This window comes from Pseudoalteromonas sp. MTN2-4 (assembly GCF_042848605.1).
In the GTDB taxonomy this organism is placed as follows: Bacteria; Pseudomonadota; Gammaproteobacteria; order Enterobacterales; family Alteromonadaceae; genus Pseudoalteromonas.
Map to the genome: position 1 here is coordinate 123827 of NZ_BTGK01000011.1, position 22943 is coordinate 146769.

18 protein-coding genes, 1 tRNA gene and 1 pseudogene are annotated in these 22943 nt (G+C 43.0%); 13 read left to right on the top strand and 7 right to left on the bottom strand.

What is annotated here, in order from left to right:
* Positions 1-25 precede the first annotated feature (25 nt).
* Positions 26-712 carry a hypothetical protein gene (locus ACGHEH_RS19615; protein ID WP_390448864.1) on the top strand — a complete coding sequence of 229 codons (687 nt, stop codon included), beginning with the start codon at positions 26-28 and terminating at the stop codon, positions 710-712.
* On the opposite strand, the gene ACGHEH_RS19620 is transcribed toward ACGHEH_RS19615, so the two are convergent.
* The gene (locus ACGHEH_RS19620) at positions 709-1659 is read right to left on the bottom strand and encodes an extracellular solute-binding protein (RefSeq protein WP_390448867.1); all 951 of its coding nucleotides are present in this window, start codon (positions 1657-1659) and stop codon (positions 709-711) included. The two genes, ACGHEH_RS19615 and ACGHEH_RS19620, sit on opposite strands and share 4 nt — an antisense overlap.
* 74 nt (positions 1660-1733) lie before the next feature.
* Between ACGHEH_RS19620 and ACGHEH_RS19625 the strand changes: the two genes are divergently transcribed.
* The gene (locus ACGHEH_RS19625) at positions 1734-4463 is read left to right on the top strand and encodes a putative bifunctional diguanylate cyclase/phosphodiesterase (RefSeq protein ID WP_390448869.1); all 2730 of its coding nucleotides are present in this window, start codon (positions 1734-1736) and stop codon (positions 4461-4463) included.
* Between the two features lie 85 nt (positions 4464-4548).
* Positions 4549-5883, top strand: a complete 1335-nt coding sequence (locus ACGHEH_RS19630) for a tetratricopeptide repeat protein (protein WP_390448872.1) — start codon at positions 4549-4551, stop codon at positions 5881-5883.
* A gap of 296 nt (positions 5884-6179) precedes the next feature.
* Here ACGHEH_RS19630 and cysQ read toward each other — a convergent pair whose 3' ends face one another.
* The 6 genes from cysQ to cysG form a co-directional block, all read right to left on the bottom strand.
* Positions 6180-6950 (bottom strand): 3'(2'),5'-bisphosphate nucleotidase CysQ, encoded by a 771-nt coding sequence (gene cysQ / locus ACGHEH_RS19635; protein WP_390448873.1) that lies wholly within the window; start codon positions 6948-6950, stop codon positions 6180-6182.
* A 3-nt stretch (positions 6951-6953) separates the two neighbouring features.
* Entirely contained in the window at positions 6954-7550 is a 597-nt protein-coding gene (gene cysC, locus ACGHEH_RS19640; protein ID WP_058028501.1) for an adenylyl-sulfate kinase, read from the bottom strand.
* Between the two features lie 12 nt (positions 7551-7562).
* Positions 7563-9287, bottom strand: a complete 1725-nt coding sequence (locus tag ACGHEH_RS19645; protein WP_390448877.1) for an SLC13 family permease — start codon at positions 9285-9287, stop codon at positions 7563-7565.
* Between the two features lie 158 nt (positions 9288-9445).
* A complete protein-coding gene (cysN, locus tag ACGHEH_RS19650; protein ID WP_058028503.1) occupies positions 9446-10861 on the bottom strand; it encodes a sulfate adenylyltransferase subunit CysN in 1416 nt (471 codons plus the stop codon).
* On the bottom strand, positions 10861-11760 hold the full coding sequence (gene cysD / locus ACGHEH_RS19655; protein WP_058028504.1) for a sulfate adenylyltransferase subunit CysD: 900 nt from the start codon (positions 11758-11760) through the stop codon (positions 10861-10863). Before cysD ends, cysN begins: the two co-directional genes overlap by 1 nt.
* 36 nt (positions 11761-11796) lie before the next feature.
* Positions 11797-13218 carry a siroheme synthase CysG gene (gene cysG, locus ACGHEH_RS19660; protein ID WP_390448902.1) on the bottom strand — a complete coding sequence of 474 codons (1422 nt, stop codon included), beginning with the start codon at positions 13216-13218 and terminating at the stop codon, positions 11797-11799.
* Between the two features lie 338 nt (positions 13219-13556).
* Between cysG and deoC the strand changes: the two genes are divergently transcribed.
* The 10 genes and pseudogenes from deoC to rpoB all read left to right on the top strand — a co-directional run bounded on the left by deoC (position 13557) and on the right by rpoB (position 22941).
* Positions 13557-14300, top strand: coding sequence for a deoxyribose-phosphate aldolase (deoC, locus tag ACGHEH_RS19665; protein WP_390448881.1), 744 nt, complete (start codon positions 13557-13559; stop codon positions 14298-14300).
* Positions 14293-14792, top strand: a pseudogene (locus ACGHEH_RS19670) (hypothetical protein). The gene deoC and the pseudogene ACGHEH_RS19670 overlap by 8 nt, the downstream one beginning before the upstream one ends.
* 142 nt (positions 14793-14934) lie before the next feature.
* Positions 14935-15011, top strand: a tRNA-Trp gene (locus ACGHEH_RS19675).
* Positions 15012-15143: 132 nt separating this feature from the next.
* Entirely contained in the window at positions 15144-15521 is a 378-nt protein-coding gene (secE, locus tag ACGHEH_RS19680; protein ID WP_390448884.1) for a preprotein translocase subunit SecE, read from the top strand.
* A 4-nt stretch (positions 15522-15525) separates the two neighbouring features.
* Positions 15526-16083, top strand: a complete 558-nt coding sequence (nusG, locus tag ACGHEH_RS19685; RefSeq protein ID WP_130256507.1) for a transcription termination/antitermination protein NusG — start codon at positions 15526-15528, stop codon at positions 16081-16083.
* A gap of 162 nt (positions 16084-16245) precedes the next feature.
* Complete coding sequence (gene rplK / locus ACGHEH_RS19690; protein WP_010387320.1) at positions 16246-16674, top strand: 50S ribosomal protein L11; 429 nt, start codon at positions 16246-16248, stop codon at positions 16672-16674.
* A 6-nt stretch (positions 16675-16680) separates the two neighbouring features.
* Positions 16681-17385 (top strand): 50S ribosomal protein L1, encoded by a 705-nt coding sequence (gene rplA / locus ACGHEH_RS19695; RefSeq protein ID WP_058028509.1) that lies wholly within the window; start codon positions 16681-16683, stop codon positions 17383-17385.
* A 332-nt stretch (positions 17386-17717) separates the two neighbouring features.
* On the top strand, positions 17718-18212 hold the full coding sequence (gene rplJ, locus ACGHEH_RS19700; RefSeq protein WP_058028510.1) for a 50S ribosomal protein L10: 495 nt from the start codon (positions 17718-17720) through the stop codon (positions 18210-18212).
* A gap of 77 nt (positions 18213-18289) precedes the next feature.
* Positions 18290-18652, top strand: coding sequence for a 50S ribosomal protein L7/L12 (gene rplL, locus ACGHEH_RS19705; RefSeq protein ID WP_058028511.1), 363 nt, complete (start codon positions 18290-18292; stop codon positions 18650-18652).
* A 263-nt stretch (positions 18653-18915) separates the two neighbouring features.
* Positions 18916-22941 carry a DNA-directed RNA polymerase subunit beta gene (gene rpoB / locus ACGHEH_RS19710; protein ID WP_390448889.1) on the top strand — a complete coding sequence of 1342 codons (4026 nt, stop codon included), beginning with the start codon at positions 18916-18918 and terminating at the stop codon, positions 22939-22941.
* The last annotated feature ends 2 nt before the right edge of the window (positions 22942-22943 follow it).

Below are 22943 nucleotides of genomic sequence, written 5' to 3' on the forward strand. Positions count from 1 at the left end.
AAAAAATAGGCATGGAGCCAGTCTATTGAATTTTAAACACCTTTCTACTTCTATTACTGGTTTGTTGATGCTTTCGGCCTGCCAACAGCCCGTTGTACATATTTATCATGAAGGTTTATCTGATACACAGCGCTTTCAATTAAAGCAACAGTTTGAGCAGCAGCAAATTAACTATGAATTTACTGAGTTAACTACGCCTGATAAATACAGTACGCCACACTTACTGTATTTTCCGGGTGATGTAACAGAGGCTTATATTCAAAATGTTGAGCGCATTGTCAGAGGTTTGGGTTTCGATAGGTTTGATAGCCAAGTATTTAGTCATACAGGCCACTACTACACAAAAGGTAATCTAGGTCTCTATTTTCCTAGCGCATACTCGGAGCGGGTATTGCCTGAATTATTGTTTGCTCATAACTGTGGTGATCAAGACTTTCAAATTAATATTAAAACTAACGGGCAATGGACAGCGATGAACAGTCCAGTTGATATAAAGGGCTTAAAATTAGAGTGGGAGTTTAGCGAACCATTTTTGACGCTCAGAAGACACTTTGATGATGGCACATATCAACAGCAGGCTTATCAAGCTAAACAGCATCAAGTGAGAACATTGCAGGGCTACAAGCCTGCGGTGACCTATGAGGTATTAGGACACCGCACCTATTCGTTTAGCTTATTTAATTGTGACCTGCAGGCGATATTTGCTGACTAATGTTTTGCCAATAATTTATTGGCATCAGCTAAGCGCAGCAGGCCTTGTTTTATGGCTGATAGATTGGGCTTAAAAGGCACATGGCTGGCCATCATGCCATTCAATACCGGGAATTCATGTAAGCTTTGAGCATAAATTTCTTGGGCTTTTTGCGTCAATAAGAAAGCAATAAATTGCTCAGCATGTACTTTATTCGGAGCGTGTTTTGCTATGGCGGCTGTAGTGGTAGAAACAGGCGTGAGGCCGTCTTCAGTTTGTAAGAAGTGAATACTAAGCTTTTTCGCCAGCATTTGGTCACGCTTGTTATCGGCGCGCTTCATCATGTGCCAATAATAGTGGTTGGCGAAGGCCAGTTTGCAATGCCCCAGAGCCAGGGCGCGTAATTGATCGCGATCTCCACCACTTGGTCGTTTAGCTAACAATTTATTACCGAGCTTTAACCAGTCACTGTCTTTTTTATTGTCGGTTGTCAGCAGTGCTGCGGCTAAGGTTGCATTATAGTTATGTTGCCAATCTCGAATACATAACGCACTTTGATAGTCAGTTTGCTTTAACTGTGCAAATGAATTTGGAATGGATTGCGATGTTTGCTCTGACAGGCTGAATAATGCGCGGGTACGCATTGAGATGCTGATCCAGTAACCGTTTTCATCATACAGTGCACTGGAGACATTTTGCCATGCTTGCCTGTTTTCTATGGGTTGTAACAAATCCTTATGATTGTGAAGTTGTGCTAGATCTGAGCTCAAAATCACATCGGCTTGAGACGCTTCACCATCCTGTTTTAAACGAGCAAGCAATCGCTTTGATTTACCATTGACTAGGTTCACCTTGATGCCGGACTCGGCTTCAAATTGGGTTAATACAGGTTTGATCAATTCATACTTTCTAAATGAATAAATATTAATTTGCGGTGATTGAGCGTATACAGCGGTTGTTTGTCCCATAAAAAGGGATAAAATTAAAAGAAAGCTTTTATTCATTGCAAATAAGAATTATTATCGGTTCTATATAGGATACAGTGCTTTTTTATACGATGTCTATAGCGACCCGATTTATTTCTTTTCTTCGTTCACCGCTTCAGTCCGGGACAATTTATTGTGGACTCTTTATCTCTTTAATGGCCTATGTTGGTGCTGTCGTAAACGAGTATTACCATAAACAAGAAGCGCAAAGTGCTGATTTACAGCTCGTTCAATACGAGTATCAACTTAACTCTAAGCTGGATCAATTAGGGCATCTTATTTATGCCATAGATGCGTTTTTACCAGCGACATCGACGCAATCTCTGTTTCACCAAGTTGCTTACTCGCAGTTATCTAATAGTGAACTGCCGATCAGCTTAGAGGTGTATCATGCTATTACAGCATCAGATGTAGAAGGGCTTGAAAAGTTATATCAAGAAAATGGTTCTTTTGATTTTAGAGTACAAGTACCTGATTTAGCCTCACCTGAAGATAGTTTCTTCACTATCGTAAATGCTGCCCCTTTAGCTGACTATGGACACACACTTGGTGAAAGCTGTGCGATGAAAGAAGCGTTTAATCATATGCTGTTTGATACTCAAACCTTGCAAACACTCAATTGGCAAGACGGCAATAAGTGGAGTTTGATCTTACCTCGTCCTCAAGAGTTTGGGTTGCAAACAGCCATTGGTTTGAGTTTTGAGTTGTCGCTATTGCTTGAGGGGTTGTTTAGTCAAGTGTATCAAAATACTCAGCAGCACCTGAGAGTATTAGCTGATGAGCGTGTGGTGTTTAACAGTGACTGGCAAGATACTTATCAACTCGCTAATCTAGTGCCGAAAGTGTCTAGAGATATTGATTTTAATGGGCGCACTCTAACGTTACAGCTTTATACAAAGAAGCAGCTGAATCCCAATTTCCTAACGAGTAGGCAACTCATTATTATTGGTTTTGTTTTTGTTGCCAGCATTTGTGGGATCTTAGTATGGCTACAACTGAGAGCACTCGCTAACCGAAATCAGACTATCAATAACCTAGTCATAGAGCGCACTGCCAGTTTAGACCAAGCGAACCAAAAGGTGCTACGAGAATCAGACAAACGCTTACAAGCATTACAGCAGCAAGTGGTGGCAGAGCGAAAATATAAAAGTTTGTTCGTGAACAGCCGAGAAGGGTTATTTGTACTCAATCATCGAGGTCAGATCATAGAGGCCAACCCTGCCTTTAAGCAGCTGCTCATGGGGGAGTCTGCATCGTTAGAGGGGGTCGCGTTGGAAGACTTTATACTTGATGAAGAAGTAAAAGCTTTATGGCAGCAAGTGGTTGTAGATAAACAACAGCACAAAGAGTTAGATTGGTTAGCACGCAGTGATCAGCATGGTACGATTTGGCTAAGACAGAGCGGACATTGGTTATATCACCCAGATGCCGTACTGTACGAAGGCAGGATCACCGATATTACTCAAGATAAACTATTTAACGAGCAGCTTAAGTATAAAGCGCGTCATGACAGCTTGACCGATCTGCTAAATCGTTTAGCTTTTCTGAAGTTGGTCGATGAAGCCAGAGAAAGTAGAGGAAAGACATTCATCTTACTCTATATCGACTTAGATAGGTTCAAACTCATAAACGATACCTTAGGCCACTTAGCAGGTGATAAATTGCTGGTGGAGTTTGCAGGACGTATGCAGCTGTTGCTCGGTAGCTTTGCAGATATTGCTCGCCTTGGTGGTGATGAGTTTGCAGTGTTATTTGATTTAGAAAACTTAGAAAGACCACTCGAAGGCATACTTGAAGATATGTTGTCTGAGATCCGTAAGCCATTTACTTATAAACAGCATACCCATAGCGTAAGTGGCAGTATTGGTGTGCGCACATTCACAACGCCTTGCACTAATGTTAAAGCTGAAAAACTGCTACATGATGCCGATATTGCGATGTATGAGGCGAAGAAACGCGGCAAAAATGCGTTTCATATCTACACCCGAGATATTGCATGCCAGGCTGCGCGCAAAATTGAGATAGAGCGCGCACTTCAAGATATCAATTTAGATCAAGAGTTGTCTTTAAACTTCCAGCCAATCTATTGCCAAAGAGGCAAAATATTAAAAGGGTTCGAAGCTTTACTAAGGTGGCAAAGTCCTAGCTTAGGCTTTGTGAGTCCAGCAGAGTTCATTCCAATTGCTGAAGAGTGCGCCAAGATCACAATGTTAGGTCAATGGGTGTTTGCAAAAGCCATGGCGTTTATGAAGCAACATAGTGGCAGCAATATTTTTATGAGTGTGAATGTTTCGCCGTTACAATTACAGAGCCCGCAATTTATGGCTTGGTTGACCCAGCAATTCACTCACTCAGCCTTGCAGCCTGAGCAGTTTAAAATTGAACTAACTGAGTCTGCGATGATGGCAACCGAAGATAATCTGGTTGAGCCGCTCGAAGTACTGCATGAGCAAGGGTTTGGTATTTATATAGATGATTTTGGTACGGGTTACTCAAGCTTAGCGCGCTTAAATCATTTACCCGTTGACGGTCTCAAGATAGATAGGGCATTCATAGAAGGGATAGAAAGTGGCGAAAAACCAAGGCAATTAATAGAAGCCATTTGTGCCATCGCCAAAAGTTTTAATTTGGTTGTGACTGCAGAAGGCATTGAACAGTCCGAGCAGCTGGATGTATTGGTGAAATTACACTGCCAACAAACTCAAGGATACTATATGAGTCGCCCATTAAATATAGATGACGCCAGTTCATTGTGCGCTCAGCAAAGGTTAGCCATAGTCAGTTAAACTGGGCATTTAATTTAGGCTGATATATATTGCGATGCAAACAACGATTTTGAGCGATGAGTTTGGCTAGAATAAAGGGAAGAGAATGAAAATATCACAGATATCTATCGGGCTGGTGACAGCGCTGATGCTCTCGGCCTGTACAAGTTTGGTTGAGAAAGGTGACAAGCTGTATGGCAAAGGCATGTACCAACAGGCAGCAGAATTCTACGAAAAAGCGCTTTTAGAGGACCCTGAAGACGTAGAGGCAAAACAGCGCCTTGCTGAAACGCGCAGTAAAATCATCGACCGAGGTTTGATTGAAGTGCGTATGCTACGCTTAGGTGCAAACTATAAAGGTGCAGCGAGTAAACTAGAGTCCTTGCTGGCAAGTCAAAATCAATGGCATGTTGAGACTATGGGGGCGCAGGCAGCAACACAGCGTGAAGAAGTGTTAGCCGTAGAAGGGTGGCTAAAAACCGAAGCCAAGCAGCTTGCGGGTTTATCGCAACCAGATCCATTTAAGTGGTTTGAGCATGAGTATCGTAATTTAATTGCCAATGCACAGCTTGCAGGTGAATTACAGCAATACAGAGACACTCTAAATAAAGCCGGTAAACAACAATGCTTAGCTTTGGCTGAGCAAGTGCAAGGTCAACGCTTTTATTTACATGAGTTGACGCAGCGATACTGTGCTCTTTGGCAACAACCAGTGAGCTTAACATTAGATAAATCTGATAAATCACGCTTTACTGGTTTGAAAGTGAGTAAGCGAGAACGTTTTAAAACACCCAATGCTCAGGCCCATCGCTATGCGCTACGTAATACGCAAGCAGAGCTTGAGCAAGCCTTTCAGTCTAGTCCGTGGTTTAGTCACGCTGGCACTGCCGCTTTATCTCTCACCTTGGAGGGCAAAGCACAATACCGTAAACAAACGTCTTACCGACAGGTTGAAAAGCGATATGTAGTGACTGAGCTAAAGCCTGATCCAAAAGATGCAAATAATAAGTTGGCGACAGATGTTGAAAAGGCATTCGCCTATCAGTTAAAAGAGCATGAAGAAACCTATTCAGTGAATGTAAGCTATTTGGGCAATTTGCTGGGACTACGTTTATCTAACAGTGAATCAGGTTCTTACGATAATCTCACCCGCAGTCATAATATTGAGTTTGCAGAAGCTGATGTCACTCCGCTCAGTGCGGATTATCTGAATCAATTACAAAAGTTTGAACAGCACTTAACGCAATTAAGTACAGACTTTAGTGGAGATCTGAATAAGCTTTGGCAGCAAAAGTATTGCTCTATGGTTAATCAGTCATTTGTCGCAGAGCAAGCATTACGCTGTGCCCAGATAGAACCAAATAATGACTTTGTGAACCGTTGGGCTCAGCAAACATTTGGGGTGGATTATAAAGCGATGCAGGTGCTGTACGGGATTTAATACCAACCTTCAATAATACTCAATCATTTTGAGGGACTAAAACTGACGCTAACTTCGTTGAAAATTTCTTATTTAGAGCAACTAAATAGCAAAATTTCCGCCTCGTTATCGACAAGTTTTACTAGCCTCAAAATAGATCGCTTAATTAAGAGGATTGGTATAATAGAAAAGCTGATCTCAGAAATAAAAAAGCGAAGCCTTATTCAAAAGTACTTCGCTTTTTCATTTAGTTTGTCCAAGTCACTCAGACGAATCTTTCGGGCGAGTAACTCGTTCTATAAGTCCAGTAAGTACGTTTAAGCCTTTAATCTAGATACGATAAAGTAAGGATTAAGGTAACTTTCTTTTTGATTGTACGTCAGTGCTGAACCATCAACTTGGGTAATGGTCGCGCCTGCAATTTCAGCCACAGCATGACCCGCTCCTGTATCCCATTCAGACGTAGGACCTAAACGCGGGTAAACATCTGCTTCGCCTTCTGCGACAAGGCAAAGCTTTAGAGAGCTGCCTTTTGGTACCATTTCGACGTCATCAAACTGCTCAAGATAAGCGGCTAAATCAGGCGATGGATGTGAGCGAGAGCCAACCACTTTGATAAGACCAGTATTCGCTTTCTTAGTGACTTTCAGTTCTATACGTGCTTCGTCGCTTTGTTTGAATGCACCTACTGCTTCTGCAGCAAGGTAGCTGACATTTAAAGCGGGTGCGTGCACCACACCTAAAATAGGTTTGCCAGCTTTGATAAGCGCGATATTAACGGTGAATTCGCCATTCTTTTTAATGAACTCTTTGGTGCCATCAATTGGGTCGACTAGCCAATATTGGTTCCAAGTTTGACGTGTTGCCCAATCAATACCAGCACTCTCTTCACTTAATACCGGAATATCAGGGGTAAGTTGTTGCAAGCCAGCTGCAATGACTTTGTGTGCAGCCAGATCCGCATCGGTCACTGGACTTTCATCTTCTTTGTACTCAACGTTAAAGTCTTTCGCATAGATGCCCATAATGGCATCGCCTGCTTCAACGCTCAGTTGTAAAATTTCTTCTAACAGATCCGTTTGATTCATTACTTATCCAATTACTTGCTTGTCTTTCAGATACGCTACCAGTTGTTGTACTGATTGTTCAAGGCTATTCGCGCTGGTATCGATGCGGATCTCAGGATTAACAGGCACTTGGTAATCTGAATCTATGCCCGTGAAGTGCTTAATTTCACCTGCACGTGCTTTTTTATATAAGCCTTTAGGGTCGCGTTGCTCACAGACATCTAACGGTGTATCTAAAAAGACTTCGATGAATTCACCGTCACCGACAAGGTTTCGTACCATGTCGCGCTCAGCTTGGAATGGCGAAATAAACGCGGTGAGTACCACAAGTCCTGCGTCTACCATAAGCTTGCTTAGCTCACCAACACGGCGAATATTTTCGACGCGGTCTTCATCGCTGAAGCCTAAGTCTTTACATAAACCATGACGCACGTTGTCACCATCAAGTAGGTAAGTGTGCACACCTTGCTGGTGAAGGGCACTTTCTAGTGCGCCTGCAACAGTACTTTTACCTGAGCCTGAAAAACCGGTGAACCATAAAATCACTGGCTTGTGACCTTTTTGCTCGCTGCGTTGTGACTTGTTTACGGCATAGTTATGCCAAACGATATTTTCATCCATTGCATCACCTATTTAAAAAGGGAAAACCAGCGGTATTAAGGTCAACACCGTGATTGAATAAATAATTGAAAGCGGTAAGCCGACCGTAACATAGTCTTTAATACGGTAGTTACCTGCACTGTACACCATGAGGTTGGTTTGATAGCCAAATGGTGAAATAAAACTCGCCGATGCGCCAAATGCCACTGCCATCACAAAAGGTAATGGGCTCACATCAAAACCAATGGCGAGTGCAAAGGCCACTGGGAAAGAAAGCGCTGCCGCTGCGTTATTGGTAATGAGTTCCGTGAAAATCACGGTCATCATAAAAATAGCGATAAAAGCGCCATATGGACCGAAGTCACCGAGCAAATAAAAAAGTGCATTTGAAATTTGTGATGCCAGTCCGGTATCTATCATTAATTTAGCTAAGCCAATGGCGCTTCCAACAATAGCAAGTAGCTCGATGGGAAAACGGCGCTTCAATTCACTAACCTTAATAGCGCCCATCGCAAATAGCGCGATTAAAAATACCAGTAACCCTTTAACCAGTGGTACCACATCAAAAATGCTTAACCCGATAACGGCCACAAAACTTGCTAATACCAAATTAGACTTTTTCGACTTAAGATGAGTTTGTAAATCAAGGCCTGAAATATAAACGAACTCACGCTTCAAGTTAGGCAACTGATAGAACTCAGAACCTGGGGCTAAAATAAGAGAATCACCGGCCTGTAAGCGCACTTGTCCTAAACCACCTTGTAATCGGTCATGACCACGGCGGATAGCAATAACGGCTGCATGTACTTGTTCACGAAAACGCACTTCTTTGACTGTTTTACCGACAAAGCGAGACGACTGACTGATCACCACTTCGACTAAATGCTCGACGTCTTTTTCATGCTTGTCATGGACGATTTTCAAACCATCAAAACGTTGTAATAAAGGCACTGATTTGATGTCGCCAACAAACAATAAGATGTCGCCTTGTTGAATAACTTGCTGAGGCGTCACGGCACAAATACGGCGGTCACCATGGATGATTTCAGCTAAGAATAAATCTTTTAAATCACGCAGACCGTTTTCTTCTACGGTGCGGCCAATTAGTTTAGAGCCAGCTTCGACTTTGCCTTCAAGATAAAAAGGCACCACTTCTTGGTCTTGTTTACCGTGATCAGGTAAATACTTCAGTAGCACGATAATGGTGATCAGGCCGACACTGAGTGCGCCTAAGCCCACTAAAGTAAAATCAAAAAAGCCCAATGGTTGCATGCCCGCTTCAACGGCAAAACCATTGACGATTAAATTTGTAGAGGTGCCGATAAGGGTTAAGGTGCCCCCTAAAATGGCGGTATAAGACAGCGGTAATAATAATTTGGAAGGCGAGTGGGTTGGGCTGTCTTTTATCGCTGAAATTAACGACGCCACCACTGCGGTATTATTAGTAAAAGACGATAAAAACGCAGTAGATAAGCCGAGCTTCATCACTGATTTAGAAAGACTGCCTTTTGCTAACGATTGTGCAAGACCTTGCACTAGGGTTGTTTTCTCGATGGCGATCGACACCAAGATCAACAGAATAAGGGTAATAAGAGACGGGTTAGCATAGTTGGCTAACATCTCTTCTAACTCAATGAGACCAGTTAAATAGCTGGTGCCAATGGCACCGACAAATAACCAAGCTGGATTAAGGCGAGTGCCAAAGAGGCAGCCCACCAATGCCAGCATAATGCCTGTTAATATGATCTGTTCGTACATTATTTAAAATTCCACATAACAGGCAATTACCCGTTGTCCTTCACAATGCACGGTTGTTGGCTTCGCGCATTCGCCAAATCACATAGAATAACTATGCTCATTGGTCTCATTTGCTTGCCGCCTACGTGCATTACGAATTTCATAAGGTAATAAACAGCTTATTTAAGCTTAGTAATGTCAAGCGCTTGCCAGTGCGGGAAGTGCTTGCGAACTAGGGCATTAAACTCAACTTCAAAGTCGCTAAACTCTGAGTTTTGTGTTGCTTGTTCTGAAAGTAATGCTTCAATCATGCCTGCACCAATCGTCAGGTTTGATAGACGGTCGATCAGAATGAATGCGCCAGTTTCGTGGTTGTTGCGATATACATCAGCCACAATGCTTTCAGTCAGCTCTAGTGTCACAATCGCAATTTCGTTTAACTGTAGGCTGTCAGCTTGACCTTGCTCTAAGGTGTTTACATCAATGGTATGGTCAATTTTCTTCACGATAGCAGCGGTGTTTTTGCTACCTAACTTGAAGTTATAACTCTTACCTAGCACTAACGGCTCTTCGTGCATCCACACAAGTTTTGCTTGCACTTGGTTTGTTACAGCAGCTGTTGAGTCAGCAGGTACGATCACATCACCACGGCTTACATCAACTTCATCGTTTAATGTAATTGTGAATGCTTGGCCTGTTTGCGCTTGCTCTAAGTTACCGTCAAAGGTCACTAGCTCTTTGATGCTAGATTGCTTGCCAGATGGTAATACCTTAACCGCTTGACCAACCGTTAATGAGCCCGATGTTAATGTGCCTTGGAAGCCACGGAAATCAAGGTTAGGACGCACCACATACTGGACAGGGAAGCGTGCTTCAAAGTCTGTGTTTGCTTGTGCTGCTGGAGAATCTTCAAGTAACTCAAGCAATGGCTTATCTGTGTAATAAGGTGTGTGCTCAGAACGCGTTACGACGTTGTCGCCTTTAAGCGCCGACATAGGCACAAACTTGATGTCAGATACGTTTAACTGCTCAGCAAACTTCAAATAGTCAGCTTTGATTTTTTCAAATACGGCTTCGTCAAAGTCCACGATGTCCATCTTGTTGATGGCAACAACGAACTGCTTGATACCTAATGAATCACAGATAAAGCTATGACGCTTAGTTTGAATTTGCACACCGTAGCGCGCATCAACTAAGATGATAGCTAAGTCACTCGTAGATGCACCTGTTACCATGTTACGTGTGTATTGCTCGTGTCCTGGTGTGTCAGCAATGATGAATTTACGCTTCGCCGTTGAGAAATAACGGTACGCAACATCAATGGTAATACCTTGCTCACGTTCAGCTTGTAGACCGTCAACAAGCAGTGCTAAGTCTAGCTCTTCACCTGCGTTACCCACTTTTTCGTTGTCTTTGTGAAGTGCAGCAAGCTGATCTTCATAAATTTGGTGGCTGTCGTGTAATAGACGACCGATAAGCGTTGATTTACCGTCATCCACGCTACCACAAGTCATCATGCGTAAAAGGCTTTTGTCTTGTTGGCGCGCTAGATAAGCGTCGATACCTAATTCTCTTACTTCATTTGCCGTAGACATTAGAAATACCCCTCACGTTTTTTCTTCTCCATCGAGCCTGATGAATCATGGTCAATTACTCGGCCTTCACGCTCAGAAGAGGTAGAAAGCAACATTTCTTCGATGATGCCAGTCAGAGTGTTTGCTTCTGACTCAACCGCACCAGTTAGTGGGTAACAGCCTAACGTACGGAAACGCACTGATTTCATCTCAGGCACTTCGCCTTCGTTTAATGGCATACGCTCATCGTCAACCATGATTAACGTACCGTCGCGCTCAACAACAGGGCGCTTTTCAGAAAGGTACAATGGCACGATTTCGATATTTTCTTGATAGATGTATTGCCAAATGTCTAGCTCAGTCCAGTTAGATAGTGGGAATACACGGATTGATTCGCCTGGGTTAACTTGACCGTTGTAGGTGTTCCAAAGCTCAGGACGTTGGTTTTTAGGGTCCCAACGGTGGTGCTTATCACGGAATGAGTACACACGCTCTTTCGCACGCGATTTTTCTTCGTCACGACGCGCACCACCAAAAGCAGCATCAAAGCCGTATTTGTCTAGTGCTTGTTTTAAGCCTTGTGTTTTCATCACGTCAGTGTGCTTTGCTGAACCGTGCGTAAACGGACCCACACCCATGGCGATGCCTTCTGGGTTTTTGTGGACGATTAAGTCAAAGTTATATTCTTTTGCTAAGCGGTCACGGAATTCGATCATCTCGCGGAATTTCCAATCTGTGTCTACGTGTAGTAGAGGGAAAGGAATTTTCGCTGGGAAGAATGCTTTACGCGCTAAGTGTAAAAGTACAGATGAGTCTTTACCGATAGAGTAAAGCATCACTGGGTTTTCAAACTCGGCTGCGACTTCGCGAATAATCTTTATACTTTCAGCTTCTAATTGCTGAAGGTGTGTTAAAGCCATTGTCGTCGTCCTACTTAAAAATTAAAAATAAAATCGTTACGCCACATCGGTCAGTGGCTGAGCAAAACTGCTGATCTGTGCACTTTGCCCAAACCAAGCTAACTCTTCATGTAAAGCAGCTACTTCTCCGATGATCAGTAGTGCTGGTGAGACAATCTCATGTGCCTCAATTTGTTCGGCCAATTGGCCTAATTCGGTTCTAACCACGCGTTGATTCTTACGGGTACCATTTTCAACGATTGCAACTGGGGTGCGAGCACTACGGCCATGTTCTAGTAACTTAGCCTGAATATGCGGTGACTTGATCACACCCATGTAAATTGCCAACGTTTGGTTAGGCTTAGCAAGCCCTTGCCAATCTAATTCTTGACCGTCTTTTTTACAGTGACCTGTTACAAACTGGATTGCCTGTGCATGATCTCTGTGTGTCAAAGGAATACCTGCATAAGCGCTACACCCGGCTGCGGCAGTAATGCCCGGTACGATTTGATAACGTACATCATGGGCTTTCAGTACTTGTACTTCTTCACCACCACGACCGTAAATAAACGGATCGCCACCTTTGATTCGGCAGACTTTTTTGCCTTGTTTCGCAAGGTCGACCAACATCTGATTGGTGTCTTCTTGCTTAACACTGTGGTAGTTAAGACGTTTACCGACACAAATTAAATCTGCATCACGGCGTACTAAATCCATAATCTCATCAGAAACGAGGTAGTCATACACCACAACATCGGCTTGTTGCATAAGCTGTAACGCTTTAAGTGTTAGTAGCTCAGGATCACCGGGACCTGCACCAATCACATATACTTCGCCTTCTGGCTCAGCTTTAGCGTCGAGCATGTCGTGTAGTTGTTTGGTCGCAGCTTCGGTATCGCCTACCTGCACTTTACTCACCACACTTGAATCGAACACGCTTTCCCAAAATTGGCGGCGATCGGCAAAATGCTTAAAGCGTGACTTTACCTTATCTCTGAAACTGCCTACTAAGGTTGCTAATGGGCCAATGTGCTGTGGAATAAGTGTTTCTAGCTTCTCACGTAAACGTCGAGCTAAAACCGGCGCAGTGCCTGCGCTTGAAATTGCAATGGTAATTGGATCACGGTCAACAATAGACGGGAAAATAAACGAGCACTTAGGCTGGTCGTCTACCACGTTGACGAAAATATTATGCTGGTTTGCCAATTCAAATACAGTGTTATTAACAGACTCAACATCAGTAGCGGCAATAACAAGCATTTTGCCTACTAGGTGAGACTCATTAAAGTAGTCTTTAATGAGCGTAACTTCGCCATCTTGCTCGGCTTCGAGTAACTCATGGCAGAATTCAGGGGCCACAATAGTTACGTCCGCACGTGCTTTTAAAAACGCACGCGCCTTACGAAGTGCAACATCACCGCCGCCGACAACCAGCACCGGTTTGTTATCAAGTTTGGTAAAGATAGGTAAGTACTGCACCATTTGCCCCTTAGTTATACTCATATTCTGCTATTTTTATCGTGCAGAACATTACAGAGCAGCAGAATATAGCGGCTTTGAAACAGGAAAAAATAATTAAAACCTAGTCTATATAACTAAAAGTTATAGAAGGGGGTTTAATTTGGTTTAAGGCTTTATTTACAAGCCCTTGAGCTAAGTTTTAGCTGTCTAATTTAGCTTATTATGTTTGGTTATGAGATATGCTAAACACATAAATTTGATTTTGAGCAGAGTCTTTAGCGGACAAATGCCCTAGGATTGAGGCAATACATTCACTTAACTATGGTGAATGACTTACACATAAACGGGAAAGTACCATGACAATACAACAAGATGCAGCACAAGCACTGTCCCTAATGGACCTGACATCTTTAAATGAAAACGACACAGAGCAATCAATATTAGCATTGCTTGATAGTGTGTGCCCTGAGATTGGTCTGCCAGCTGCCATTTGCGTTTATTCACAATTTGTTGGTTTAGTAAAAAAAGAACTGAGACGAAGAAACTGGCAGTCAGTAAAAGTTGCAACAGTGACAAATTTTTATGATGGTGAGCAGTCATTAGACTCGGTGCTTACTGAAACAAAACAAGCTTTGTTAGATGGGGCTGACGAAATTGATTTAGTGATCCCCTATAAAGAAGTGATACAGGGCGAGCTAGAGAATACCAAATTGTATGTTCATAAGAGCAAGCTGTTATGCACAGAATATGATGCTTGTCTCAAGGTAATCATAGAAAGTGGTGAGCTAAAAGCGCCTGAGCTTATTCGCAAAGCAAGTAGCTTAGCGATAGAAGCGGGTGCAGACTTTATTAAAACCAGCACCGGAAAAGTGCCTGTTAATGCCACGTTAGAAGCAACTGAAATTATGCTTGATACAATTAATTCATCAGGCCGAGAAGTGGGCTTTAAAGCTGCTGGCGGGGTAAGAACAGTGAATGATGCAAGTGCTTACTTAAGATTGGCAGAACAAAAACTAGAATGCAGTAGTTTGACGCCAGCGAAATTCAGATTCGGTGCGTCTGGCTTATTAAAAGATATCCATAGCATTTTAGATGCATAGATACAGTGAACAAGAAAAAATAGAACTTTAGCATCAAGCGGCCAAGTTATTCTTAAGATTTTACGAAAAGGCGTATGGCACCCTATGCGCCATATCTGGCATAATGAACCACGAAAACCCGATGTCAGCAGTTACCAAGGTGATCAGAAACTCGACATTGAAGAGGCGCATTTGTATGCCAGTGAAACCGAAGCTATGGCTGTACTTGGCAGACCGCTATCGTTATCGATGCAACGAGAATTAGCAGTGATGTCGCAGGCACCGTCTGAACAGCAGCTCAAAGTGGCGTTAGGACGGTTATTAAATCAAAAAGGCAAGAAAAGTTATCAATCAGAGCGGACATGGTTGTTGATCCGTAACGCCAGCCCAATTTGGCATTACGATGATTTTAAAAACGTGCAGGCACAATTAAGCTTTCCAGATACCCATCCATTTGAACAAATCTGGTTATTATGTGATTTTCATTATGGTGGCTTGTTACAGCTGGCATAACCGTTAAAATACACAAATGTTTTTGTTTGATTTATAACCACTGTTGGCGCGAGATTATCGTAAGATTTGACAAAATTAAAATTTGCGCATCTTTTACTCTTGTTTTCGCTTTGTTCGTCAGTATAATGGGCATCCACTTTGCAGGGGCGTAGTTCCAATTGGTAGAACAGCGGTCTCCAAAACCGATGGTTGCGGGTTCGAGTCCTGCCGCCCCTGCCAATTCATACAGCTAGTCTAAACCTAAAATAATGTGGCCGTTCAATGAACCTCTCGCTTATTTGTAGATTTAGATTAATGGATTTACCCTGCCATATGCAGGGTCGTTGTGTCTGTATTTAAGGTAAAATTTTTATGAGCACGAATGTAGAAACTCCGTCAAACTCGATGGATACGGTTAAGTGGCTAGTATCAATTGCATTGCTATTAGGTGCAGTGGTAGGTAATTACATGTACGCTGACCTATCTGTGTTAGTGCGTGCGGTAGGTGTTGTTGTTGCAGTAGCAGCCGCTTTAGGTCTACTGGCAACTACTGAAAAAGGTCGTACTTTTATTGCTTTTGCAAAAGAGTCTAGAATTGAAGTACGCAAGGTTGTTTGGCCAACGCGTCAAGAAACAACGCATACAACTTTTATCGTAATGCTAGCAACAGTGGTAATGGCGTTAATCCTTTGGGGTTTAGACGGCATTTTATTCCGTGTTGTTGGCTTTTTAACTGGATTGGAGATCTGATCCCATGTCGGATGAGAACAAAGAAAAGAAATTACGCTGGTACGTAATTCAAGCGTTTTCGGGTTTCGAAAAGCGCGTTGCTCAAACAATTATTGAGCATATTAAGATCGAAGGCTTAGAAGATAGCTTTGGTGAAGTACTAGTCCCTACTGAAGAAGTAGTTGAAATGCGTGCTGGTCAAAAGCGCAAATCTGAGCGTAAGTTCTTCCCAGGTTATGTTCTAGTTGAAATGGACATGAACGATGCGAGCTGGCACTTAGTGAACAGCACGCCACGTGTAATGGGCTTCATTGGTGGTACGTCGGATCGTCCAGCACCAATCAGCAAAAAAGAAGCTGATCGTATTCTTAACCGTATTCAAGAAAATGCTGAAGCGCCTAAGCCTGCAACACTATTTGAAGTGGGTGAAGTGGTACGTGTAAACGATGGTCCATTTGCAGACTTCAGTGGTGTAGTTGAGGAGGTTGATTATGAGAAGAGCCGCTTAAAAGTGTCTGTTCTTATCTTTGGTCGTTCTACACCAGTTGACCTAGAATTTGGTCAAGTAGAAAAAGACAAATAATTTCTTTTCTAAGAGATTGAAAAAGGCCGCTGGTTAATCTATAATCAGCGGCCTTTTGTTATCTGGTATAGCAAAAGCAAAGATTTTTTTAATTTGGGAAGCCGCTTGAGTACGCGTCCTCGCGCGCACAAGGCAAAGACCCAACTAACGAGGTTATTTAAAATGGCAAAGAAAGTTGAAGCTCTAATCAAGCTACAAGTTGCTGCTGGTATGGCTAATCCTAGTCCTCCAGTAGGTCCTGCACTAGGTCAACACGGTGTAAACATCATGGAATTCTGTAAAGCGTTCAACGCACGTACAGAGTCTATCGAGAAGGGCGCTCCGGTTCCTGTAATCATCTCTGTTTACAACGACCGTTCATTCACTTTCGACATGAAAACTCCACCTGCTTCTTACCTTCTTAAGAAAGCAGCTGGCATCAAGTCTGGTTCTGGCCGTCCTAACACAGAAAAAGTTGGTACAGTAACACGTGCTCAACTAGAAGAGATCGTTGAGACTAAACGTCCTGATCTTACTGCTGCTGATATGGATGCAGCTGTACGCACGATTGCAGGTTCTGCACGTGCAATGGGCTTGAATGTAGAAGGGTAATTGAGAATGGCTAAATTAACTAAGCGTATGCGCGTAATCCGCGAAAAAGTTGACGTAACTAAAGAGTACGAAATCAACGAAGCTGTTGCTCTTCTTAAAGAACTAGCTACTGCTAAATTCACTGAAAGTGTTGACGTTGCTGTTAACCTTGGTATCGATGCACGTAAATCTGACCAAAACGTTCGTGGTGCAACTGTACTTCCAAACGGTACTGGCCGTGAGGTTCGCGTTGCTGTATTCACAGCTGGCGCAAACGCTGAAGCTGCTAAAGAAGCGGGTGCTGATTTAGTAGGTATGGAAGAGCTTGCTGAGCAAGTTAAGAAAGGCGAAATGAACTTTGACGTTGTTGTTGCTTCTCCAGATGCAATGCGCGTTGTTGGTCAACTAGGTCAAATCCTTGGTCCACGTGGCCTTATGCCTAACCCTAAAACTGGTACTGTAACACCTAACGTTGCAGAAGCAGTTAAAAATGCTAAAGCTGGTCAGGTTCGTTACCGTAACGACAAGAACGGTATCGTTCACACGACTATCGGTAAAGTTGACTTCACTGCTGAACAGCTACAACAAAACCTTGAAGCACTTCTTGTTGCGCTTAAGAAGGCTAAGCCTTCTCAAGCGAAAGGTACTTACTTGAAGAAAGTAAGCATCTCAACAACTATGGGCGCAGGTGTTGCTGTTGACCAAGCTACTCTAAACACGCAAGTAGCGTAATTTAGAAATTAGCATTTACATGGCGTAAAATTTGAACTATAATTTCGCGCCATTTCGTTGAGAACGTGTTCTGTAACGAAGCAAAGAATTCGGGTTGAAGCGCATAATTTCGTGTATTGTTAACCAGTTGGTCTACAATCAAACGATAAATTGCGTTTCCGTCCAAGACCGTAGGTGGTGAAAGCCTTAATAATTCCTACGTAGACGGTGTGAATCCCAGCTAGATTTTCCTAATCTTCTGGCTCTCGCCGTAAAAAGCACCTCAGCAATTTTGTTGAGGTAAGAGTAGAACTGAAAACCATTAGGTTTTTAATTAACCAGGAGTAACACCCATGGCTTTAAACCTTCAAGACAAGAAAGCAATTGTTGCTGAAGTTAATGAAGTTGCCAAAGGTGCTCTATCTGCAGTAGTTGCAGATTCTCGTGGTGTGACAGTTGATGCTATCACTGCTCTTCGTAAAGAAGCTCGTGAAGCAGGCGTTTGGATGAAGGTTGTTCGTAACACCCTAGCTAAACGTGCTGTTGAAGGTACTGATTATGAGTGTCTTAACGAGTCTCTAGTAGGCCCAAGCCTAATCGCTTTCTCTTCAGAGCACCCAGGTGCTGCTGCGCGTATCTTCTCAGATTTCGCGAAAAAGAATGAGCTATTCGAGCTTAAGTCTGCTGCATTCGAAGGCAATATCGTTGACGTAGATATGCTTGCTAAGCTACCTACTTACGACGAAGCTGTTGCACGCTTAATGAGCGCTATGAAAGAAGCGTCTGCTGGCAAATTGTGTAAAACAATTGAAGCAGTTCGCGTTAAGAAAGAAGAAGAAGCTGCTTAATTTTAAGCCTTTATTCACTTTCTCATTTAAAAATTTTTTTGAACCTCATGGGTTCGTAATTAATTAGGAAATTTACAATGTCTGTAACTAAAGACCAAATCCTTGACGCGATTGCTGAAATGTCAGTAATGGAAGTTGTTGAACTAGTTGAAGCAATGGAAGAAAAGTTCGGCGTAACTGCAGCTGCTGCTGTTGTTGCTGCAGGTCCTGCTGAAGCTGCTGAAGAAAAGACTGAGTTCGACGTAATCCTAGCTGCTGCTGGCGGTAACAAAGTTGCTGCTATCAAAGCTGTACGTGGTGCAACTGGTCTTGGCCTTAAAGAAGCAAAAGCTCTTGTTGAGTCTGCTCCTGCGCCAATCAAAGAAGCTGTTTCTAAAGAAGAAGCTGAAGCACTTAAGAAAGATCTTGAAGAAGCTGGTGCTGAAGTTGAGATCAAGTAATCTAGCTACGGCTAGGTTCGCTGCCTGAGCAATCAGGCAAGGGCTGGTGATTATTTAATCACCGGCCCTTTTGCGCTCTAGTATGATCATATTTACTAGATGCAAAAAACTCTAAATTTCACTTTTATTTCAATAACTTAAGTTTTTGCTAATAGCAGTGGCATTTAGTGCAACAATGAGATGTTGTTATCATGGCTTAGATGCCAGTAATGCTGTTCTTACAAGAACAGGTTGGGTCAAAGATCAGCAAGCTGAGGAACCCCATGGCTTACTCTTATTCTGAAAAGAAACGTATCCGTAAGGATTTTGGTAAACGTCCACAAGTTTTGGATATACCTTTCTTACTGTCTACACAGTTAGAATCGTTCAAAAAATTCTTGAATCCTGACGCTGTAGGCGACTATGGACTGGAAGCTGCATTCCGCTCTGTTTTCCCTATTAAAAGCTACTCGGGTAATTCTGAGCTCCAATACGTAAGTTACCGTATTGGCGAGCCAGTATTCGATGTAAAAGAATGTCAAATTCGCGGCGTGACTTATTCTGCTCCACTTCGCGTGAAATTACGTCTTGTGCTAATGGATAAAGAAGCACCAGGCACAGTTAAAGACATTAAAGAGCAAGAAGTTTACATGGGCGAAATCCCGCTCATGACCGATACCGGTACCTTTGTAATCAATGGTACAGAGCGTGTTATCGTTTCTCAGCTACACCGTTCTCCAGGTGTATTCTTTGATAACGACCGTGGTAAGTCACACTCTTCAGGTAAAGTACTATATAATGCACGTGTTATTCCTTACCGTGGTTCATGGTTAGACTTTGAATTTGATGTAAAAGATAACCTATATGTACGTATCGACCGTCGTCGTAAGTTACCGGCGTCTATCATTCTACGTGCTTTAGAGTTTACATCTGAAGAGATCTTAGCAATGTTCTTCGAAACGACAACGTTCGAAGTTGCTAACGGTAAAGTATTAATGGAGCTTGTTCCTTCACGTCTTCGTGGTGAAACAGCTGCATTTGATATTAAAGACAAAGACGGTGATGTGATCGTTGAAGCTGGTCGTCGTGTTACTGCTCGTCATATCAAGACTCTTGAAAAGAAAGAAATTACACAACTTGAAGTACCACATGAGTACATCATTGGTCGTGTAGTAGCGAAGAACTACATCGATGAGTCTACTGGTGAAATCATCGCAGAAGCGAATGCTGAACTTTCACTAGAGCTGATGGCTGAGCTTGTTAAAGCAGGTCACGCGCAAATCGACACACTTTACATCAATGATGTAGACAGTGGTGCATACATTTCAGATACATTACGTATCGATTCTTCTACAAACCGCTTAGAAGCGCTTGTAGAAATCTACCGTATGATGCGCCCTGGTGAGCCACCAACGAAAGAAGCTGCAGAAGCTTTATTTGAAAACTTATTCTTCACTGAAGAGCGTTATGACCTATCAACTGTAGGTCGTATGAAGTTCAATAGCCGTGTAGGTTATGATTCAGATACAGGCCCAGGTACACTGAGCAAAGAAGATATCGTATCAGTAATGAAAGTATTGATCGATATTCGTAACGGTAAAGGCGAAGTGGACGATATCGACCACCTAGGTAACCGTCGTATCCGTTCTGTAGGTGAAATGGCTGAAAACCAATTCCGTGTTGGTTTAGTTCGTGTTGAACGTGCTGTTCGTGAGCGTTTAAGCTTAGGTGATCTTGACAATGTAATGCCTCAAGACCTAATCAACGCGAAACCTATTTCAGCAGCAGTTAAAGAATTCTTTGGCTCTTCACAGCTGTCACAGTTCATGGACCAAAACAACCCGCTTTCAGAAGTAACGCACAAGCGTCGTATTTCTGCATTAGGTCCGGGTGGTCTTACACGTGAACGTGCTGGCTTCGAAGTTCGAGACGTACACGTAACACACTATGGTCGTGTTTGTCCTATCGAAACGCCTGAAGGTCCAAACATCGGTCTGATCAACTCACTTTCTACATACGCACGTACTAACGACTATGGTTTCTTAGAAACACCATACCGTAAAGTTGTTGATGGTGTAGTAAGCGACGAAGTTGATTACCTATCAGCTATCGAAGAAGGTCAATTCGTAATCGCTCAGGCGAACACGAACCTGAACGACAGCAATGAATTTATTGATGAGTTAATCCCATGTCGTCACAAAGGTGAATCGACATTTATGGGTCGTGATGACATCCAATATATGGACGTATCACCTCAGCAGGTTATCTCAGTTGCAGCAGCACTAATCCCATTCCTAGAACACGATGATGCTAACCGTGCACTAATGGGATCGAACATGCAACGTCAAGCAGTACCAACACTACGCGCTGATAAGCCGTTAGTAGGTACAGGTATCGAGCGTACACTAGCAAAAGATTCTGGTGTAACAATCGTTGCTAAGCGTGGCGGTGTTGTTAAGTATGCTGACGCAAGCCGTATCGTAGTTAACGTAAATGAAGAAGAGCGCATCCCAGGTGAAGCGGGCATCGACATTTACAACTTAACTAAATACACACGTTCTAACCAAAATACGTGTATCAACCAGAAACCAACTTGTATGGTTGGTGAGCCGGTTGTACGTGGTGACGTATTAGCAGATGGTCCTTCGACTGACTTAGGTGACTTAGCACTAGGTCAAAACCTTCGCGTGGCATTCATGCCATGGAATGGTTACAACTTCGAGGATTCAATCTTACTATCTGAGAACGTTGTAAAAGAAGATCGTCTAACAACAATCCACATCCAAGAACTTCAGTGTATCGCACGTGATACTAAGCTTGGTCCTGAAGAGATCACAGCTGATATTCCAAATGTAGGTGAGTCTGCACTTGGTAAACTGGATGAGTCTGGTGTTGTTTACATCGGTGCTGAAGTAAAAGGTGGCGACATCCTTGTAGGTAAAGTAACACCTAAAGGCGAAACGCAACTTACTCCTGAAGAAAAGCTACTACGTGCTATCTTCGGTGAAAAAGCATCTGATGTTAAAGACAGCTCACTACGCGTACCAAACTCTGTAACTGGTACAGTGATCGACGTACAAGTATTCACTCGCGACGGCGTTGAAAAAGACAAGCGTGCGTTAGAAGTTGAAGAAATGCAGCTTCGTGAAGCGAAGAAAGACTTCAACGAAGAGTTCAGAATCCTTGAAGGCGGTATCTTAACACGCGTACGTACATTGCTTGTAAAAGCGGGTCTAAGTGAAGAGAAAGTAGCTGAATTAAGCACTGACAAGCTACTAACTCAAAGCCTAGCTGATGAACAGCAACAAGCTGATCTTGAGCAGCTTGCTGCACAGTACGATGAGCTTAAAGCTGAGTACGATAAGAAGTTTGAAAACAAACGTCGCAAGATCACTCAAGGTGATGACTTAGCACCAGGCGTACTTAAGATTGTTAAAGTATACCTAGCTGTTAAACGTCGTATCCAACCAGGTGATAAGATGGCTGGTCGTCACGGTAACAAAGGTGTTATCTCGACAATCGTACCAGTAGAAGATATGCCATACGATGACAAAGGTCGTACTGTAGATATCGTACTTAACCCGCTGGGTGTACCATCTCGTATGAACATCGGTCAGATCTTAGAAACACATATGGGTCTGGCTGCACGTGGTATCGGTGAAACGCTAGAAGAGATGATGAAAGAGCAGCGTGAAATTCACGAAATGCGCGATTTCATTGCAAAAGCTTACGCTGTAGGTGATTGCCGTCAGAAAGTTGATATTGCTAGCTTCTCTGATGATGAAGTCCGTCGTCTTGCGAACAACCTGAAAGGTGGTCTACCAATCGCGACTCCTGCATTCGATGGTGCACGTGAGTCAGAGATTAAAGACCTTCTTGAGCTAGGTGGTTACCCACGTAGCGGTCAGGTAACGCTATATGATGGTCGTACTGGTGATGCGTTTGAGCGTCAAGTAACCGTTGGTTACATGTACATGCTGAAACTAAACCACTTAGTAGACGACAAGATGCACGCGCGTTCTACTGGTTCTTACAGCCTAGTAACTCAGCAGCCGCTGGGTGGTAAGGCACAGTTCGGTGGTCAGAGATTCGGTGAGATGGAGGTATGGGCATTAGAAGCATACGGTGCTGCCTATACACTTCAAGAGATGCTGACGGTTAAGTCAGATGACGTAAATGGTCGTACTAAGATGTATAAGAACATCGTTGACGGTAACCACAAGATGGAACCGGGTATGCCAGAGTCATTCAACGTATTGTTGAAAGAAATCCGCTCACTAGGTATCAACATCGAGTTGGAAGAAAATTAATC

Coding starts and splice junctions, on each gene's coding strand:
- cysQ (WP_390448873.1), bottom strand. CDS start 6,950: ATGAATCAAACGGATCTGTTAGAAGAAATTTTACAACTGAGCGTTGAA.
- cysD (WP_058028504.1), bottom strand. CDS start 11,760: ATGGCTTTAACACACCTTCAGCAATTAGAAGCTGAAAGTATAAAGATT.
- rplA (WP_058028509.1), top strand. CDS start 16,681: ATGGCTAAATTAACTAAGCGTATGCGCGTAATCCGCGAAAAAGTTGAC.
- cysN (WP_058028503.1), bottom strand. CDS start 10,861: ATGTCTACGGCAAATGAAGTAAGAGAATTAGGTATCGACGCTTATCTA.
- deoC (WP_390448881.1), top strand. CDS start 13,557: ATGACAATACAACAAGATGCAGCACAAGCACTGTCCCTAATGGACCTG.
- rplL (WP_058028511.1), top strand. CDS start 18,290: ATGTCTGTAACTAAAGACCAAATCCTTGACGCGATTGCTGAAATGTCA.
- ACGHEH_RS19620 (WP_390448867.1), bottom strand. CDS start 1,659: ATGGGACAAACAACCGCTGTATACGCTCAATCACCGCAAATTAATATT.
- rpoB (WP_390448889.1), top strand. CDS start 18,916: ATGGCTTACTCTTATTCTGAAAAGAAACGTATCCGTAAGGATTTTGGT.
- rplJ (WP_058028510.1), top strand. CDS start 17,718: ATGGCTTTAAACCTTCAAGACAAGAAAGCAATTGTTGCTGAAGTTAAT.
- cysC (WP_058028501.1), bottom strand. CDS start 7,550: ATGGATGAAAATATCGTTTGGCATAACTATGCCGTAAACAAGTCACAA.
- ACGHEH_RS19630 (WP_390448872.1), top strand. CDS start 4,549: ATGAAAATATCACAGATATCTATCGGGCTGGTGACAGCGCTGATGCTC.
- rplK (WP_010387320.1), top strand. CDS start 16,246: ATGGCAAAGAAAGTTGAAGCTCTAATCAAGCTACAAGTTGCTGCTGGT.
- nusG (WP_130256507.1), top strand. CDS start 15,526: ATGTCGGATGAGAACAAAGAAAAGAAATTACGCTGGTACGTAATTCAA.
- secE (WP_390448884.1), top strand. CDS start 15,144: ATGAGCACGAATGTAGAAACTCCGTCAAACTCGATGGATACGGTTAAG.
- ACGHEH_RS19645 (WP_390448877.1), bottom strand. CDS start 9,287: ATGTACGAACAGATCATATTAACAGGCATTATGCTGGCATTGGTGGGC.